Below are 17,181 nucleotides of genomic sequence, written 5' to 3' on the forward strand. Positions count from 1 at the left end.
GTCCCGTCCGCGCGGCGTCCCGTCCGCGCGGCGTCCCGTCCGCGCGGCGTCCCGTCCGCGCGGCGGCTGGTGTGAGCGGGGCGCGGGCGCGGGGGAAGGCGAAAGGCCGCGTCCCTGGGGGCGCGGCCTTGGGTGGGGTGGTCAGTCTCGGGCGTGTTCGCGGTCGGGCTGGCACACCAGGCAGGGGGTGCAGCCGCGGGCCTTGGCCTCGGCGCGGGGCAGGGACTCCAGGTCGTCCGCCTCGTCGCCGATGTCCTCGATGAGCGCGCAGTCGACGCGGTGGTAGCGCTTGGTGCCGCTCAGGATGCGGACCTGCTCGTCGTCCGCCGTCCCACCGGACGAGGCCGTCCCGGCGGAACCCGTGCCGGACGAGCCGGAGCCGTACGAGTCCGTGCCATACGAGTCTGTGCCGAAGGAGTCCGTGCTGTACGAGCCCGTCGTGGGCAGCGCGGCGAGGGGGTCGGTGAGGGGGTCGGCGGCCGCCGGCTCGTGGCCGAGGACGGGCGTGTCCTGCGGCGTCTCGGCGGGCTCGGACGCGCGCGGCCGCGGCGCGGCGGGCGGCTCGGCGGGCGTGTCCGTCAGCGTCGGCCGGACCGGCGGCTCCTCGGCCGCGTACGGCTCGGCGTCGGCGGGCTCGGACGGCAGCGAACCGCCGGGCGCGGGCCACGCCGAGGGCAGCGGACCGGGCGCGGGCGCCTCAAGCGGCGCCTCGGCCGCGGGCCCGCCCAGCGGGTCGGCGAGCGGGTCGACCCGCGGCTCGTCGGTGTGCGCCGGGGCCTTGCTCAGCGACGTCGCCGCGGACCATCCGGTGTCGGACGACGGCGCGGCGGGCTCGTCCGCCGGGGCGGCGGCCGGCTCCTCGTACGCCGGGGCGACCGGCGCGGGCGCGGGCTCGCTGCGCGACGGCAGCGGCGCGGTCAGCCCCGGGTCCACCGGGGCGGGCGACGGAGCGTTCCCGCCCGCGTCGCCGACCGGGCCGTCACCCGTGCCAGGGCTCGTGCCGAGACCCCCGCCGGAACCCGAATCGGCCACCGCGTCGCGCTCGGCGGCCGGGGCGGCGGGCACCGACACCGCCGCTCGGGCGGCCAGCGCCGTGTCGGGCATGCAGGCGGTGCAGGGGCTGAACCCCTCTTCCCTCGCCTCGGCGTACGTCAGCTCGTCGGCCTCGCGCCCGGCGAGCTGGCGGCACGTGTCGAGGTGGTAGCGCCGGCGTCCGCGGACGACGTGGACGACGGCGTCCGAGGGGACCTCGAGCGGCTGCGCCGGGAGGGGCAGGCCCTCGTCGTCCCCGTCGCCGGCCGTGTCGTCGGCCTTGGCGGGAGCGCGCCGTCCCGCCTTGGCGTCCTTCTTCTTCGCCTGGCGCTTGCGGGCCGCGGCGGTCGCCGCGCCCGAGCCGAACAGCTCGCCGCGCCGCAGGACCACCCCGATGATCAGACACAGCAGCGAGACGATGCTGACGCCGATCGACACGTAGATGACGTTCAGCGCGTCCTGGCCGAAGACCTGGGCGCTGGTGCCCTCGCCGGCCACGATGCCCGCGACGAGCAGGGCTATCGCCACCACCACGAGGACGCCACTCAGGATGATCACTGGTAACTCCGCTCTACAGGCGCGACCCCGAGCCGTCGTCCCGGCTCAGGGCAGGTCCACCGACGTTCCGACACGCCGCCGGGATGGCCCGTGGCCATCCGCGGCGCGGCGATCGGGAAGACACTACCGCCTGTCGGGACTCGCTCAGCGCCGCTCGTGCGGCGGGTTGTCGCCGCCGGAGTGGAACGCGCCGGTCGCCGAGTGCTGGACCTGCTGCGCGTGCTGCGCGGGTTCGGCGGGCGGCGGAAAGGGGTTCGCGCCGGTCGGGTTCGTCCCGCCCTGTCCGGCGGGCGCGGCGGGACCGCGGTTCTCGGTGTGGCCGAGGGTGTTCTGCGGACCGGTCTGCGGGCCGCCGACGGTGCCGAGCCCCGCGCCGGGGACCGGGAAGCCGCCCGTCTCGGTGCCGCCGGCCTCGACGTCGCGCAGCAGGCCCTCCAGGTACACCTTCAGCCGGCTGCGGTACTCGCGCTCGAACGCGCGCAGGTTGTCGACCTCGCGGTCCAGCTCCTCGCGCTGCTGCACGAGGGAGCCCATGACCTGGCGGTGCCGCTCCTGGGCGTCGCGGTCCAGGGCCTCGGCGCGCGAGCGGGCCTCGCTGACGATCTGGTCGGCCTGGCGGCGGGCCTTGCCGAGGATCTCCTCGGCCTCGCGGCGCGCGCGGCCGAGCGTCTCGTCGGCCTCGCGGCGGGCGTCGGCGATGGCCTGGTCCGCGGTCTGCTGCGCCAGCGCGAGCACGCGGGCCGCGGTGTCCATGTTGTCCTCGCCGGACGGCGCGCCGCCCATGCCGAGGCCGCCCAGCGGGGCCGGCTCGGGCTCGGGCTGCGGGGCCGGGGCCTGCTGCGGCGCGGGCGCCTGCTGCTGGGGCTGCGGCTCGGGCCGGGGCGGCTCGGGGATCTTCTGGACGTCGGGCTTGGGCTCGACGATCGGGGCCGCCATCGCCGGCACCTTGCCGCGCAGGCACTCGGCCAGCTTGGCGCGCAGCTCCTCGTTCTCCTGGATGAGGCGGTCGAGCTCCGACTCGACCTCGTCGAGGAACGCGTCCACCTCCTCCTCGTCGTACCCCGGCCTCAACCTGGTGGTACTGAACTGCTTGTTCCGCACGTCGGCGGGTGTCAGCGGCATGTTGGTCTCCTTGGCGCGCTTGGAGTCTGTCCGTAAGGACGGTATCCGATCAGAGCCGTCGCACGAAGATGATCATGGGATCACCACTTGCACCAGCACGATCAGGACCCAGACCACAAGAATGAGCAAGGTGAAGCTGAGGTCCAGGGCCACGTTACCCAGCCGGACCGGCGGGATGAAACGCCTCAACAGCTTCAGCGGCGGATCGGTGACGGTGTACGTCGTCTCCGCGATCACGAGCACGACGCCGCGGGGGCGCCACGAGCGGGCGAACGACTGCAGGACTTCCAGGATCAACCTCCCGATGAGGAACAGGAGGAAGAGATAGAGGAGACCGACCAGCACCTGCTCAACGATGTGCACGAACTACCTTCACGTCTGGGGTCGTCAGCTTTGGTTGAAGAACCCGCGTTCCGCCATCCGGGCCTTGTCCTCCGCCGTCACCTCGACGTTCGCCGGCGAGAGGAGGAACACCTTGTTGGTAACACGCTCGATGCTCCCGTGCAGCCCGAACACCAGACCGGCCGCGAAGTCGACGAGCCGCTTGGCGTCGCTGTCGACCATCTCGGTGAGGTTCATGATCACCGGCGTGCCCTCGCGGAAGTGCTCGCCGATGGTCCTGGCCTCGTTGTAGGTCCTCGGGTGCAGCGTAGTGATGCGCGCCAGGTCCGTGGTACCGGACTCGTACAGCGCGACCGGCCTGCGCTCGGCCGCCGGGGCGTGGTCCCGATCGCGGTCCGCCGCGTCGTCGGCTCGGGTAAGCTGACCGCCGGGCTCCTCGCCCGCGCGCCGCCCCTGGCCCGGCTCGGCCTCGTCGTCGTAGACGTCGTAATCGTCGTAGTCGCCGTAGCGGTCGTCCTCCACAAGGCCGAGGTAGACCGCCATCTTGCGCATCGCGCTGGCCATACGCCCCTCCGTCCTTCTGTGGCCCGGGCCTCCGGCGCACCGGACGCCGCTAGCGGACTGGTGTCGTCGCGGCGCCCGCCGTTTCGGCAGGTGCCACTGGGTGGGACATTACCTGACGATTGCCCGTCGGCCTCCGAGCAACGCCGTACCGATCCGCAGGTGTGTCGCGCCACACGCGACAGCGTCCTCCAGATCGCCGCTCATCCCGGCCGAGACGATCGCCGCCCCGGGATGATCTTCCCTCACCTCGGCCGCCAAACCCGTGAGGCGCGCGAAGGCGGCGCGCGCGTCGCCGCCGAGCGGCGCGACGGCCATGACCCCGGCGAGCTCCAGCGCGTCGGCGGCGGCCACCGCGTCCGCGACGGCGGGGACGTCCGCGGGCGCGGCCCCGCCCCGGCCCGCGCCGTCGTCCAGCGCGACCTGCACCAGGCAGCGCAGCGTCCGGCCGTGCCGCAGCGCGGCCGCGGACAGCGCCCCGACGAGCCGGACGCGGTCCACGGACTGCACGACGTCGGCGTACTCGGCCACCGACCGCGCCTTGTTCGTCTGGAGCTGCCCGACGAAGTGCCGGGTGAGCGGCAGGTCGGCGGTGGCCTCGGCCTTCGGGCGCGCCTCCTGGTCGCGGTTCTCCGCGACGTCGGTCACGCCGAGCCCGGCCAGCAGCCGCACGTCGTCGGCCGGGAACGTCTTGGTGACGGCGATCAGCGTGATCTCCGCCGGGTCGCGGCCCGCCGCCGCGCACGCCGCCGCGATGCGGGACCGGACGTCGGCGAGGTTGGCCGCCAGTTCGGCGGTGCGCTCCTCCGGCGTCATCCGGCGTCCTCCGCGAGCCACACGAACCCGGCGAACCGCCCGGTCGTGCCGTCGCGGCGGTAGGAGAAGAGGTCGTCGCTCTCCAGCGTGCAGCGCGGGTCGACGCTGACGTCGGTGACGCCCGCGCGGGCGAGCTGCGCGGCGATCCCGGCGCGGATGTCGAGCGCGGGCGTGCCCCGGCGCGTCTCGGCGCGGGCCTCGGGGACGACCGCGGCGACCTCGTCGCGCAGCGCGGCGGGCACCTCGTAGCAGCCGCCGCACGCGGCCGGTCCCACGGCCGCGCGGACGCGGGCCGGGTCGGCGCCCAGCCCGGCCATCCGGTCGAGCAGGGCGGGCACGACCCCGGCGGCGGTGCCGGGCCGCCCGGAGTGGGCCGCGCCGACGACCCCGGCTACGGGGTCGGCGAGCAGGACGGGCGCGCAGTCCGCGACGAGCACCGCGAGCGCGAGCCCGGGGACGGCGGTGGCGACCGCGTCGACCTCCAGGCCCTCGCCGGGCGCGTCCACGACGGCGACGTCCGCGCCGTGGACCTGCCGCATCCAGACGGTGCGCGCCGGGTCGATGTCCAGCGCGGCGGCGGCGCGCCGCCGGTTGGCGGCGACCGCCGCGGGCGCGTCGCCCACCGCGCCGCCGAGGTTGAGCGAACCGTAGGGTCCGGCGCTGACACCGCCGGACCGGCCGGTGAACGCGGCGCCGATCCCGGCGCCGAGCCGCACCGGCGCGATCACTTCAGGAAGTCGGGGACGTCGAGGTCGTCGTCCTCGTCGAACACGACGGGACGGCGGCGCGACCCGCCGCCGGACGCGCCGGAGCCGGACGCGGACTCGCCGCCCTCGCCGGCCGGGACGCGCGCGGGCGCCCCCTCCCCCGCCGGGCGCGGCGCGGGCGGCCGGGGCCCGTCGCCGGACGGGCCGTTCTGCTGGTCGGCCGCGCCGGACTCCGCACCCGTGGACCCGGCGGACCCGGCGGCCTCGGGCCGGGGCGCGTCGCCCTCGGGCCGCGCGCCGGAGCCGCCCTGGTTCGCGGGCGGCCGGGCCCGGTCGCCGCCGGGCGGCGGCGAGGCGGGGATCGGCGCGGCGGCGGCCTGCGCGATCGTCGGCTGCGCCGGGGCGGCCGGCCGCTCGCCGGACGCCGGGCCCGCCGGGGCGGGCGCGGCGGGCTCGGGCCGCGCGATGCGGCTCGGGATCGGGTTGGCCTGCGGCGGCGCGGCGGGCGGCGGCGTCGGCCGGGGCGGCGGCGGAGGCATCCGGCGGGTCTCGGGCTCCCCGCCCGCCTTCCCGGGCACCAGCTCGTCGAACCCGGCGGCGATCACGGTGACGCGCACCTCGTCGCCGAGGGCGTCGTCGATGACCGCGCCGAAGATGATGTTCGCGTCGGGCGCGGCGGCGTTGGACACCAGTTGCGCCGCCTCGTTGATCTCGAACAGGCCGAGGTCGGAGCCGCCGGAGATCGACAGCAGGACGCCGTGCGCCCCGTCGATGCTGGCCTCCAGCAGCGGGCTGGAGATCGCCATCTCGGCGGCGGCGACGCTGCGGTCGTCGCCGCGCGCGGACCCGATGCCCATCAGCGCCGATCCGGCGCCGGACATGACCGACTTGACGTCGGCGAAGTCGAGGTTGATGAGGCCCGGCGTGGTGATGAGGTCGGTGATGCCCTGGACACCGGACAGGAGCACCTGGTCGGCGGCCTTGAAGGCGTCGAGCACGCTGACCTGCCGGTCGGAGATCGACAGCAGCCGGTCGTTCGGGATGACGATGAGGGTGTCGACCTCGTCGCGCAGGGTCTCGATGCCCGCCTCGGCCTGCATGGCGCGGCGCTTGCCCTCGAAGGAGAACGGGCGGGTGACCACGCCGATCGTCAGCGCGCCGAGGGACCGGGCGATGTTGGCGACGACGGGCGCGCCGCCGGTGCCGGTGCCGCCGCCCTCGCCCGCGGTGACGAAGACCATGTCGGCCCCCTTGAGGACCTCCTCGATCTCCTCGCGGTGGTCCTCGGCGGCCTTGCGGCCGACGTCGGGGTTCGCCCCGGCGCCGAGGCCGCGGGTCAGCTCGCGGCCCACGTCCAGTTTCACGTCGGCGTCACTCATCAGCAGCGCCTGGGCGTCCGTGTTGATAGCGATGAACTCGACGCCCTTGAGTCCCTCCTCGATCATCCGGTTGACGGCGTTGACGCCGCCGCCGCCGATCCCGACGACCTTGATGACCGCGAGGTAGTTCTGCGGTGCTGCCACGACGAGGGGCCTTTCCGCTCGCTCTGTCGACCGGCCGGGACCGGTCCGCTGGACCGGCTCCGCCGCGGTGTTCCTGACGTGTGTTCTCTCGGGGCGGGGACCGCGGGACCGGACGGCCTCCGCGAACCCTCACCCTCAACTTGAGGCTTACAGTTATGTCAACCTGACGACTGATACGGACAGTAGGGCTGGCTTCCACCAGGGTCAACTAACCTGCCGCCAACTGGACCGGCGTGTCGCACACAGCCCGAGTTGCCCGGTTGGAGCACCGCCGGAGCGGTACCCGGCCCCGGGTCCGGGAACCAGCGTGCCCGATCCGGCCGCCGGACGCGTCGCGACACACGGGCCGATCCGGCATGGGCCGTCACCGGGTCGTGATCACGTCCGGCGAACTGACGTCGATCGTCCGCCCGCTCTTCCCCGCCGGGGACCGCATGAGGGCCTCGGCCAGGCGCGCCTTCTCCGCCGTCCGCTCGGGCGAACCCCACACCAGCGTGAGTCCGCTGGTCAGCCGCAGGGTGACCGACTCGGGCGACACCGCCGAGACCTCCGCGAGCTTCCCGCGCAGGCCCGCCGGGAGTTCGGAGACGACGCGCAGCGCGGCGCGCGCCGTCGGGTCGGACGGGGACGGCGAGGCGACCGTGAGCAGCGGCACGTCCGGCCGGTCCGGCCCGTCCGTCACCGGGAACCCCGCCGCGTCGACCTGGTAGTACCGGCCCGACCGCTGGTAGGCCGCGACCGGGACCCGCTCGCGGACCACGATCCGCACCGTCGCCGGCCACCGCCGCTCGACGCGCGCGCCCGCCACCGCCGGAAGCTTCGCCACGCGCGCCCGCACGTCCCCGGCGTCGAGCCGCACCATCGGCAGGCCCAGCCGGACGCCCGCCGCCGCGACGACCCGGTCGCGCGGCAGCAGCCGCGTCCCCGACACCTCGACGTGCCGCACCACCAGCAGCCGCGACCCCAGCAGCGCCCAGCAGGACGCGCCGAGCACCCCGACGACCAGCAGCGCGACGAACAGGACCTTCCACCGGTCCGGCCCGCGCCGCGGCGGCGTTCCCCCGCCGCGCTGCGACCGCTCCGCTTCCCCGCGCCGCGCCGTGCCCGTCTCAGTCATGAGGCCAGCATGACGGCGGGACGCGGGAAATCGGTGAAGGCCGCGGCGCGTGTCAGGTCGCGGCCGAGACCGCGTCGAGGATCCGCGGCCCGAGGCGCGTCACGTCGCCCGCGCCCAGCGTGATGACCACGTCGCCCCGGCGGGCCAGTTTCGCCAGGGTCGCGGGGACCGCTTCCTGGTCGGGTTCGTACAGGACCTCGACGCCCGCCGGGACGGCGTCCGCGACGAGACGGCCCGTCACGCCGGGCTCGGGGTCCTCGCGCGCGCCGTACACGTCCAGGACGACGGCGACGTCCGCCGCGCCGAGCGCCGCGCCGAACTCCGCCGCGAAGAACCGGGTGCGGCTGTAGAGGTGCGGCTGGAACACCGCGAGAATCCGGCCGCCGCCGTCGCGCTGCCCGACGTAGTCGCGGGTGGCCTCCAGGTCGGCGGTCAGCTCGGTCGGGTGGTGGGCGTAGCTGTCGAAGACCTCGACGCCCGCGACCGAGCCCTTGCGCTCCAGCCGGCGCATCGCGCCGCCGAACGCGTGCAGGCCCTCGCGGACGGCCGCGACGTCCAGGCCGAGCGCCTGCGCGACCGCGACGCACGCCGTCGCGTTGTGCGCGTTGTGCCGTCCCGGGACGCCGAGCGCGAGCACGCCGACGCCCGCGACGGAGAACTCCGAGCCGAGGCCGCGCGGCGCGAACCCGGTGATGCGCAGGTCCGCGTCCGGGCTCTCGCCGTAGGTGCGGACGGTCAGGCCGCGCCCCCGCGCGTACGCCGCCAGCTCCGCGACGACCGGGTCGTCGGCGCCCGCGACGAGCGTGCCGCCGGGGACGATCCGGTCCACGAACCGGGCGAAGTTCTCCTTGACCTTCTCGAACCCGCCGTAGTTGTCGAGATGGTCGGCCTCGACGTTGGTGACGACGGCGATGTCGGGCGTGTACCGCAGGAACGACCCGTCGCTCTCGTCGGCCTCCGCGACGAACACCTCGCCGGTGCCCTCGTCCGCGCCGAGCCCGGTCGTGACGAGCTGGCCGCCGATGCAGTACGACGGGTCCGCGCCCGCCCGCTGCAGCGCGACCGTCAGCATCGACGTCGTCGTGGTCTTGCCGTGCGTGCCCGCGACGGCGACCGCGCGGCGGCCCGCCATCAGCGACGCCAGCGCCTCCGAGCGGTGCAGGACCCGCAACCCCCGGGCCCGCGCGGCGGCCAGCTCGGGGTTGGTCTCGCGGACGGCGGTGGACACCACGACGGTGTCGGCGTCCCCGAGATGGGCCGCGTCGTGCCCGACGTGGACCCGCGCGCCCAGCTCGGCGAGCTGGCCCAGCAGCTCGCCGTCGCGCGCGTCGCTGCCCGACACCGGGATGCCCCGGCGCAGCATGATGCGCGCGACGCCGGACATCCCGGCGCCGCCGATCGCGATGAAATGGACCCTGCCGAGGTCCCCGGCGGGGACGACCCCGCCGGGACTGATCGAACTCATCGGGTGGCCAACGTCCCCTCGTCCTCCCGCACGCGCGCCGGCGTGCGGGGCTACCGGCCGCCGCCCTGCTGCGCGGAGCGGACGACCTCGTACACCATCTGGGCGAGCGCCACGTCGGCGTCCCGCCGTCCCATCCGGCCCGCCGCCTCCGACATGGCCGCGACGCGGCCCGGGTCGGCCAGGACCGGCAGCAGGTTGCGCGCGATCCAGTCGGGCGTGAGCTCGGCGTTGTCGACGAGCATCCCGCCGCCCGCGGCGACGATCGGCTCGGCGTTCAGCCGCTGCTCGCCGTTGCCGATCGGCAGCGGCACGTACACCGCGGGCAGCGCGACGGCGGCCAGCTCGGCGCACGTCATCGCGCCGGCCCGGCACATCGCCATGTCGGCGGCGGCGTAGGCCAGGTCCATCCGGTCGCAGTACGGGATCGTCACGTACTGGGGGCCGCCCTGCGCGGGCTCGGGCTCCTCGGTGTTCTTCGGCCCGACGATGTGCAGGACCTGGACGCCCGCCTGCCGGAAGTAGGGGGCGGCGGCGACGGCGGCCTGGTTCAGCGACCGCGCGCCCTGCGACCCGCCGAAGATCAGCAGGGTCGGCAGGTCGGGCAGCAGGCCGAAGTAGGAGCGGGCCTTGTCGCCGAGCGCGAGCCGGTCCAGCGCGGCGATCTCGCGGCGCAGCGGGATGCCGACGTAGCGGGCGTTGGGGAGCGGCGAGTCGTGGTGGGACACCGCGACGTGCTCGGTGAAGCGCGACCCGAGCTTGTTGGCCAGGCCCGGCTTGGGGTTGGCCTCGTGGACGATGATCGGCACCTTGCGCTTGCGGGCGGCGAGGTAGCCGGGCGTGGCGACGTAGCCGCCGAAGCCGACGAGCACGTCGGCGTGCGCCTGGTCGAGGATGTTCGCGGCGGCGTTGATCGCGCCGCGCAGCCGCCCGGGGACGGTCAGGAGCTGCGGCGTCAGCGTGCGCGGCAGCGGCACCGGCGGGATCAGCGCCAGCTCGTAGCCCCGCTGCGGCACCAGCCGGGTCTCCAGGCCGCGTTCGGTGCCGAGGCAGATGATCCCGGTGTTGGGGTCGTCGCGGCGCAGCGCGTCGGCGAGGGCCAGTGCGGGCTCGATGTGTCCGGCGGTGCCGCCGCCGGCGAGGACAACCCTCATGCTCGTTGACAACTCCTCAGCTCTTCCCGCGCCGCCACGCGTTCAGCGGTGCGCTTGGTCCGTCGGGGGAATTCAGCGCCGTGCCAGGCCCAGCCAGCTTAGAGCCCGTGTCACCGGTCCGGGGCCGCGCGCGGCCAGCGCCTGCCGCGCGCCGGGTTCGCGTTTCGCGAACGCCAGCAGCATGCCCAGCGCCATCAGCGTCGGGATCAGCGCGGACCCGCCGTAGGAGACGAGCGGCAGCGGGATGCCCGTGATGGGGAACACGCCGATGACCGCGCCGATGTTGACGATCGCCTGGACGAGCAGCCAAGCGGTCGCGCCCGCGGCGGCGAGCCGGGTGAACGGGTCCTTGACGCGCCGCGCGATGCGCAGCCCGGCGTAGGCGAGCAGGCCGAACATGCTGAGGACGACGAGCGTCCCGATGAGCCCGAACTGCTCCCCGACGATCGCGAAGATGTAGTCGGTCTCGGGGTGCGGCAGGAATCCCCACTGCGCGCGGCCCTCGCCGAGCCCGGTGCCGAACCAGCCGCCGGACGCGAGGGCGTACAGGCCCTGGATTCCCTGGTAGTAGGTGCCGTACTTGTTGCCCTCGGGGTCGAGGAACCCGGTGATGCGCCCCAACCGGTACGGCTCGACGACGGCGAGGATGGACACGACCATCGCCACGAGCCCGAAGACGCCGACGAACAGCCGCCCCGGCACGCCCACGACCCACAGCAGCGCCAGGAAGATCGTCAGCAGCACGAGCGTGGTGCCGAGGTCGTTGCCGAGCATGACGAGCAGCACGAGCAGGCCCGCGCCGGGCAGCAGCGGCACCAGCAGCGGCCGCCACTCGCTGAGCTGCCCGAGCTTCTCGCGGCGGGCCAGCAGGTCCGCGCCCCACAGGACGAGCGCGAGCTTGGCGGGCTCGGACGGCTGGATCTGCACCGGCCCGAAGCTGATCCAGCGGGTCGCGCCGTTGGCCTCCTGGCTGAGGCCGGGGATCAGGACGAGCATCAGCGCGACGACCGACAGCAGCAGCAGCGGGTACGCCAGCGTCCGGAACGTCCGGACGGGCAGCCGCGACGCCGCCCACATGCCGAGGACGCCGAGCGCCATCCACATGGCCTGCTTCTGCACGAGCGTGTAGGCCGAGCCGGTGACCTGGAGCTGCTTGACGTTCGACGCGGCCAGGACCATCGTCAGCCCGAGCGCGAGCAGCATGAACGTGCAGCCCAGCACGAGGTAGTAGGAGGTCAGCGGGCGGTCCAGCAGCCCGACCGCCGCGACGGCCTGCTCGCGCAGCCCGGGGCGGCGGGACCGGCCGTCCTCCGCGGGTACGGCGCTCATGGGGCGACCTACCGCGATCCGGCCAGCCGCCGCACCGCCGCCGCGAACGCGTCGCCGCGCGCGCCGTAGTTCGGGAACATGTCGAACGACGCGCCGGCGGGGGCGAGGAGCACCGTGTCACCGGGCCGGGCCAACTCTGCTGCAGCGATCACCACGCGGTCCATCGCCCCAGTGTCGGTGTCGGGGACCTCCACGACCGGGACATCCGGCGCGTGTCGCGCGAGTGCCGCGGCGATCCGGTCGCGTTCCGCGCCGAGCAGGACGGCCGCGCGGAGCCGCCCGGCGGCGGCCGCGACGAGCTCGTCCACGTCGGCGCCCTTGAGCAGGCCGCCGGCGATCCACACCGCCGAGTCGCACGCGGCCAGCGAGGACGCGGCGGCGTGCGGGTTGGTGGCCTTGGAGTCGTCGACGTACACGACGCCGTCGAGGGTCGCGACGTGCGCGATGCGGTGCGGGTCGGGGACGAACGCGCGCAGCCCGTGCCGGACCGCGTCGGCGGGGACGCCGAACGCGCGGGCCAGCGCCGCCGCCGCGAGCGCGTTGGCGATGTTGTGCGGCGCGAACGGGCGGACGTCGCCGAGTTCCGCCAGTTCCTCGGCGGCGGCGACCGGGTCCGCGACGAACGCGCGGTCGACCAGCAGGTCCTCCACGACGCCGAGCTGGCCGGGGGCCGGGACGCCGAGCGTGAACGCCCGCGCGTCCGGCCCGCCGAGCGCGGCCGAGCCGGGGTCGTCGGCGTTGACGACGGCAACCGTGCCCGGGGCGAAGATCTTCGCCTTGGCGGCCGCGTACTCGGCGAGCGAGCCGTGCCAGTCCAGGTGGTCGGGCGCGACGTTGAGGACCGCCGCGGCCAGCGGCGCGACCGTGCTCGACCAGTGGAGCTGGTAGCTGGACAGCTCGACGGCGAGGACGTCGTGCTTCTCCAGCACCGCCTCGACGATCGGGGTGCCGACGTTGCCGACGGCGACCGCGTCGTGCCCGGCGGCGGTGAGGATCGCCGCGAGCATCCGCACGGCGGTGGTCTTGCCGTTGGTGCCCGTCAGGGCGAGCCAGGGCGCGGCGTCCGGGCCGCGCAGCCGCCAGGCCAGCTCGACCTCGCCGTACACCGGCACGCCCGCCGCGCGGGCGGCGGCGAACAGCGGCGCGTCCGGCCGCCAACCCGGCGAGGTGACGACGAGGCCGGTGCCGTCCGGCAGCGTGTCGCCGTCGCCGAGGCGGACGGCGACGCCGTGCGCGGCGAGCCCGGCGGCGTCCGCGCGGCGCGCCTCGTCGTCGCGGGCGTCCACGATCGTCACGTGCGCGCCGCGTTCGGCGAGGACGCGCGCGGCGGCGCGGCCCGACACCCCGAGCCCGGCGACGCACACGCGCGCGCCGGACCAGTCCCCCGACTCCCCTGCCGTCACTTCTTGGGCATCCATTCCAGGTAGAACAGGCCGAGCCCGATCGCGGTGAACAACGCCGACATCAGCCAGAATCGCACGACGATCGTGGTCTCGGCCCACCCGGACAGCTCGAAGTGGTGCTGCAGCGGGGCCATCTTGAACACCCGTTTGCGCGTCAGCTTGAACCCGCCGACCTGGATGATCACCGAGAGGGTGATCATCACGATCAGGCCGCACAGGATCGCGAGCAGGAACTGCGTCCGGGTGAGGATGGCCAGGCCGACGAGCACGCCGCCGAGGGCCAGCGAGCCGGTGTCGCCCATGAAGATCCGGGCGGGCGGGGCGTTCCACCACAGGAAGCCGAGCACGGCCCCGAGCATCGTCGCCGCGACGACCGCGAGGTCGAGGGGGTCGCGGACGCTGTAGCAGTTCGGCGCGAAGCCCGCGTCGAAGCAGGAGTTGCGGAGCTGCCAGTTGCCGATGATCACGTAGGCGGCCAGGACCATCGCGGCGGGGCCCGCCGCGAGGCCGTCGAGGCCGTCGGTGAGGTTCACGCCGTTGGACATCGCCGCGATGAGCAGCAGCGCCCACAGCACGAACAGGTACGGGCCGATCGAGGGGCCGAAGTCGCGCAGGAAGGACAGGCGCGGGGAGGCGGGGGTCACCTGGTAGCCGTTGGGGAAGTTCAGCGAGCCGACCGCGAACACGACGCCGACCAGGATGATCCCGATCATCTTCGCGCCGCTGCGCAGGCCGAGGCTGCGCTGCTTGAAGACCTTGATGTAGTCGTCGACGAACCCGACGAAGCCGAGGCCCGTCATCAGGAACAGCACCAGCAGCCCCGACACGGTCGGGACGGTCGCGGTGAACAGGTGCGCCGCCGCGTAGCCGATCAGCGACCCGACGATGAACACCGCGCCGCCCATCGTGGGGGTGCCGCGCTTGCTGAGGTGGGCCTCGGGGCCCTCCTCGCGGATCATCTGGCCGTAGCCCAGCCGCCGGACGATCCTGATCCACACCGGGGTGCCGAGCATGCTGAACAGCAGCGCGATGCCCGCTCCGATGAGAATGTTGGTCATCGGTGCCCGCCTCCCGGGGCGCCCGCGCCCGAGCCCGCTCCGTCCGGCCCGGCGGCCAGCAGCGCCGCCGCGACCCGTTCGAGCCCGGCGACGCGAGAGCCCTTCACCAGTACGACGTCCCGCGGCCTGAGCCGCTCACCGAGCGCGGTCACCGCCGCGCCGACGTCATCCACCTGTACGCACTCTCCCGTCCATGACGCCACCTGCCCGGCCCCTTCGGCCATCGCCGCGGCGGCCTCGCCGACCGTGATCAGGCCGTCGAATCCGTTGCGCGCGACATGCTGCCCGATCTTGGCATGTTCCGCCACAGAAGAGGCGCCGAGTTCGGCCATCTCCCCCAGAACGGCGAACGCGCGGCGGCCGCGCGCCATGTGCCGGACGACGTCCACCGCCGACCGCGTCGAGTCGGGGTTGGCGTTGTAGGCGTCGTTGACGACCGTCACGCCGTCCGGCCGCTCGGTGACCTCCATCCGCCACCGGCTCGCCGCGACCGCCTCGCCCAGGCCCGCCGCGACGCGCGCGACGTCCAGGCCGCAGGCGCGGGCGGCGGCGGCCGCCGCCAGCGCGTTCAGCACCGCGTGCGCGCCGTGCAGCCGCAGCTCGACCGGGGCCTCGCCCTCGGGGGTGACCAGGGTGAACCGCGGCCGGCCCGCGTCGTCCAGCGACTCGTCCACGGCCCGGACGTGCGCGTCCGCGCCGCGCCCGAACAGCACGACCTCCGCGGCCGTCCGCGCCGCCATCGCCCGCACCAGCGGGTCGTCGGCGTTGAGGACGGCCGTGCCGCCCGCCGGGACGGCGGCGGGCAGCTCGCCCTTGGCCTCCGCGATCCGCTCCGGGCTGCCGAACTCGCCGAGGTGGGCGGTGCCGACGTTCAGCACCACGCCGACGTCCGGCGGCGCGATCTCCGTCAGGTAGGCGATGTGACCGATCCCACGGGCGCCCATCTCCAGCACGAGGTGCCGGGTGTCGGCGTCGGCGCGCAGCACGGTCAGCGGCAGGCCGATCTCGTTGTTGAACGAGCCGGGCGGCCAGACGGTCGGCCCGGCCTGCGCGAGGAGCTGCCCGATCAGGTCCTTGGTGGACGTCTTCCCGGCCGAGCCGGTGATCGCGACGACGCGCGCGTCGGGCAGCCGGGCCAGCACGCCCCGCGCGAGCAGGCCGAGCGCCGCCTGGGCGTCGGGGACGACGACCGCCGGGCCGTCGCCGACCGGGCGCTCGGCGAGCACCGCCGCCGCGCCCGCCGCGAACGCCGCGCCGGCGAAGTCGTGCCCGTCGACGCGCTCGCCGCGCAGCGCGACGAACAGCGCGCCCGGTTCGACGGCCCGCGAGTCGATGACGACGGGGCCGCGCACGACCGTCGCCGGGTCACCGTGGACGGTGCCGCCGGCCGCTTCCGCGACCGCCGCCAGTGGAAGTGGGATCACGCCTGCGCTCCGTCCCCTCGCGCGTCGGGCCCGGCGGCGCGGCGCAGCGCCGCGCGCACGACCTCCCGGTCGTCGAACGCCAGGACCTCGCCCGCGACGTACTGCCCCTGCTCGTGGCCCTTGCCCGCGACGACGACCACGTCGCCGCGCCGGGCCCGGTCGATCGCCAGCCCGATGGCGGCGGCGCGGTCGGGTTCGACGACGACGTGCGCCCGCTCGGGCTGCGGCACCTTGAGCCCGCCCTCGACCATAGCGGCGAGGATCGCCAGCGGGTCCTCCGACCTCGGGTTGTCGCTGGTGAAGTACGCGAGGTCGGCGAGCCGGGCCGCGGCCTCGCCCATCAGCGGGCGCTTGCCGCGGTCGCGGTCGCCGCCGCAGCCGAGCACGATCGCCAGCCGTCCCTCGGTGACGGGCCGCAGCGCCGTCAGGACCGCCTCGACGGCCCCGGGCTTGTGCGAGTAGTCGACCAGCGTCGCGAAGTCCTGGCCCTCCTCGACGGGCTCCAGACGGCCCGGGACGCCGCGCAGCGACGCCACGCCGCGCACCGCCGCGGGCAGCCCGATCCCCGCCTCCACGAGCGCGACGACGGCCGCGAGCGCGTTGGCGACGTTGAACGGGCCGGGCAGCCGCACCGCCGCGTCCGCCTCGACGCCGCCGGGCCCGACGATCCGGAACGTGCTGCCGGTCGGGCCGCCCCGGACGTCCTCGGCGCGCCACTCGGCCGCCGGGTCGCCCTGCGCCGAGTACGTCGTGACCGGGATCGACGCGATCTCGACCAGCTCCCGGCCGTACAGGTCGTCGATGTTCACGACCCCGACCCGGCTGTACTCGGGCGTGAACAGCTTCGCCTTCGCCAGGAAGTAGTCCTGCATGGTCGGGTGGAAGTCCAGGTGGTCCTGGGACAGGTTCGTGAACACCGCGACCTCGTAGCGGGCGCCGCCGACGCGGCCCTGCGCGAGCGCGTGGCTCGACACCTCCATCGCCCCCGCGCCGACGCCGCGCTCGCGCATCAGCGCGAACAGGGCGTGCAGGTCGGTGGACTCCGGGGTGGTCAGCGCGCTCGGCACGCGGGTGTCGCCGATGCGCATCTCGACGGTGCCGATCACGCCGGTCGCGACGCCCGCCTCGCGCAGCCCCGCCTCCAGCAGGTACACGGTGGTCGTCTTGCCGCTCGTGCCGGTGACGCCGATCAGCGTGAGGTCGGCGGCGGGCTCGCCGTACACCCAGGCGGCGACCTCGCCGAGCCGGGCGCGCGGGTCGGCGGTCACCAGGACCGGCGGTCCGGCCGCGCGCGCCGCCGGGAGCCCGGCGGGGTCGGTGAGGATCGCGGCGGCGCCCGCCGCCGCGGCCTGCGCCGCGAACTGCGCGCCGTGCGCGCGGGCGCCCGGCAGCGCCGCGTACAGGTCGCCGGGGCGGACCGCCCGCGAGTCGTGGGTGATCCCGGTGACCTCGACGCCGGCCGCCGCGGCGGGCGGGTCGTCGATGCCGAGCAGCGCCGCCAGCCCCGACAGGGGCCGGGGTGTACTCGTGGTGGGGCGCATGGCGTCTCTTTCAGGACGGACAGTGGTTGGTA

Annotated in this window: 15 protein-coding genes; all 15 read right to left on the bottom strand. The window is 75.2% G+C overall.

Features of this window, described 5'->3' with window-relative positions:
• Positions 1–141 precede the first annotated feature (141 nt).
• Positions 142–1,590, bottom strand: coding sequence for a hypothetical protein (locus tag G339_RS0108855; protein ID WP_026341277.1), 1,449 nt, complete (start codon positions 1,588–1,590; stop codon positions 142–144).
• A 144-nt stretch (positions 1,591–1,734) separates the two neighbouring features.
• Positions 1,735–2,712 carry a DivIVA domain-containing protein gene (locus G339_RS0108860; RefSeq protein WP_019630713.1) on the bottom strand — a complete coding sequence of 326 codons (978 nt, stop codon included), beginning with the start codon at positions 2,710–2,712 and terminating at the stop codon, positions 1,735–1,737.
• 72 nt (positions 2,713–2,784) lie between these two features.
• Complete coding sequence (locus tag G339_RS0108865; RefSeq protein ID WP_019630714.1) at positions 2,785–3,075, bottom strand: YggT family protein; 291 nt, start codon at positions 3,073–3,075, stop codon at positions 2,785–2,787.
• A 24-nt stretch (positions 3,076–3,099) separates the two neighbouring features.
• Entirely contained in the window at positions 3,100–3,618 is a 519-nt protein-coding gene (locus G339_RS0108870) for a cell division protein SepF (protein WP_019630715.1), read from the bottom strand.
• A 108-nt stretch (positions 3,619–3,726) separates the two neighbouring features.
• The gene (locus G339_RS0108875) at positions 3,727–4,431 is read right to left on the bottom strand and encodes a YggS family pyridoxal phosphate-dependent enzyme (protein WP_019630716.1); all 705 of its coding nucleotides are present in this window, start codon (positions 4,429–4,431) and stop codon (positions 3,727–3,729) included.
• Positions 4,428–5,159 (bottom strand): peptidoglycan editing factor PgeF, encoded by a 732-nt coding sequence (gene pgeF, locus G339_RS0108880; RefSeq protein ID WP_019630717.1) that lies wholly within the window; start codon positions 5,157–5,159, stop codon positions 4,428–4,430. Before pgeF ends, G339_RS0108875 begins: the two co-directional genes overlap by 4 nt.
• Complete coding sequence (gene ftsZ, locus G339_RS0108885; RefSeq protein ID WP_019630718.1) at positions 5,156–6,661, bottom strand: cell division protein FtsZ; 1,506 nt, start codon at positions 6,659–6,661, stop codon at positions 5,156–5,158. Before ftsZ ends, pgeF begins: the two co-directional genes overlap by 4 nt.
• A gap of 364 nt (positions 6,662–7,025) precedes the next feature.
• Positions 7,026–7,778, bottom strand: coding sequence for a cell division protein FtsQ/DivIB (locus G339_RS0108890; protein WP_019630719.1), 753 nt, complete (start codon positions 7,776–7,778; stop codon positions 7,026–7,028).
• A 52-nt stretch (positions 7,779–7,830) separates the two neighbouring features.
• Entirely contained in the window at positions 7,831–9,243 is a 1,413-nt protein-coding gene (gene murC / locus G339_RS0108895) for a UDP-N-acetylmuramate--L-alanine ligase (protein WP_019630720.1), read from the bottom strand.
• Positions 9,244–9,293: 50 nt separating this feature from the next.
• Positions 9,294–10,394 (bottom strand): undecaprenyldiphospho-muramoylpentapeptide beta-N-acetylglucosaminyltransferase, encoded by a 1,101-nt coding sequence (murG, locus tag G339_RS0108900; RefSeq protein WP_019630721.1) that lies wholly within the window; start codon positions 10,392–10,394, stop codon positions 9,294–9,296.
• 72 nt (positions 10,395–10,466) lie between these two features.
• Positions 10,467–11,723 carry a putative lipid II flippase FtsW gene (ftsW, locus tag G339_RS0108905; protein WP_019630722.1) on the bottom strand — a complete coding sequence of 419 codons (1,257 nt, stop codon included), beginning with the start codon at positions 11,721–11,723 and terminating at the stop codon, positions 10,467–10,469.
• Positions 11,724–11,731: 8 nt separating this feature from the next.
• Positions 11,732–13,141, bottom strand: coding sequence for a UDP-N-acetylmuramoyl-L-alanine--D-glutamate ligase (gene murD, locus G339_RS0108910; RefSeq protein ID WP_033322605.1), 1,410 nt, complete (start codon positions 13,139–13,141; stop codon positions 11,732–11,734).
• Positions 13,123–14,184, bottom strand: a complete 1,062-nt coding sequence (gene mraY, locus G339_RS0108915) for a phospho-N-acetylmuramoyl-pentapeptide-transferase (RefSeq protein WP_019630724.1) — start codon at positions 14,182–14,184, stop codon at positions 13,123–13,125. The genes murD and mraY overlap by 19 nt, the downstream gene beginning before the upstream one ends.
• Positions 14,181–15,608, bottom strand: a complete 1,428-nt coding sequence (locus G339_RS0108920) for a UDP-N-acetylmuramoyl-tripeptide--D-alanyl-D-alanine ligase (protein WP_019630725.1) — start codon at positions 15,606–15,608, stop codon at positions 14,181–14,183. Before G339_RS0108920 ends, mraY begins: the two co-directional genes overlap by 4 nt.
• Positions 15,605–17,149: a UDP-N-acetylmuramoyl-L-alanyl-D-glutamate--2,6-diaminopimelate ligase gene (locus G339_RS0108925; RefSeq protein ID WP_019630726.1), complete on the bottom strand. Its 1,545-nt coding sequence runs from the start codon at positions 17,147–17,149 to the stop codon at positions 15,605–15,607. The genes G339_RS0108920 and G339_RS0108925 overlap by 4 nt, the downstream gene beginning before the upstream one ends.
• Positions 17,150–17,181 lie beyond the last annotated feature (32 nt).

This window comes from Actinomadura atramentaria DSM 43919 (assembly GCF_000381885.1).
GTDB classification, from domain to species: domain Bacteria; phylum Actinomycetota; class Actinomycetes; order Streptosporangiales; family Streptosporangiaceae; genus Spirillospora; species Spirillospora atramentaria.

Bases quoted from the DNA above. Each gene is read 5' to 3' on its own strand.
- G339_RS0108890 (WP_019630719.1), bottom strand. From the start codon at position 7,778: ATGACTGAGACGGGCACGGCGCGGCGCGGGGAAGCGGAGCGGTCGCAG.
- G339_RS0108875 (WP_019630716.1), bottom strand. From the start codon at position 4,431: ATGACGCCGGAGGAGCGCACCGCCGAACTGGCGGCCAACCTCGCCGAC.
- murC (WP_019630720.1), bottom strand. From the start codon at position 9,243: ATGAGTTCGATCAGTCCCGGCGGGGTCGTCCCCGCCGGGGACCTCGGC.
- G339_RS0108870 (WP_019630715.1), bottom strand. From the start codon at position 3,618: ATGGCCAGCGCGATGCGCAAGATGGCGGTCTACCTCGGCCTTGTGGAG.
- murG (WP_019630721.1), bottom strand. From the start codon at position 10,394: ATGAGGGTTGTCCTCGCCGGCGGCGGCACCGCCGGACACATCGAGCCC.
- G339_RS0108860 (WP_019630713.1), bottom strand. From the start codon at position 2,712: ATGCCGCTGACACCCGCCGACGTGCGGAACAAGCAGTTCAGTACCACC.
- G339_RS0108925 (WP_019630726.1), bottom strand. From the start codon at position 17,149: ATGCGCCCCACCACGAGTACACCCCGGCCCCTGTCGGGGCTGGCGGCG.
- ftsW (WP_019630722.1), bottom strand. From the start codon at position 11,723: ATGAGCGCCGTACCCGCGGAGGACGGCCGGTCCCGCCGCCCCGGGCTG.
- mraY (WP_019630724.1), bottom strand. From the start codon at position 14,184: ATGACCAACATTCTCATCGGAGCGGGCATCGCGCTGCTGTTCAGCATG.
- murD (WP_033322605.1), bottom strand. From the start codon at position 13,141: ATGGATGCCCAAGAAGTGACGGCAGGGGAGTCGGGGGACTGGTCCGGC.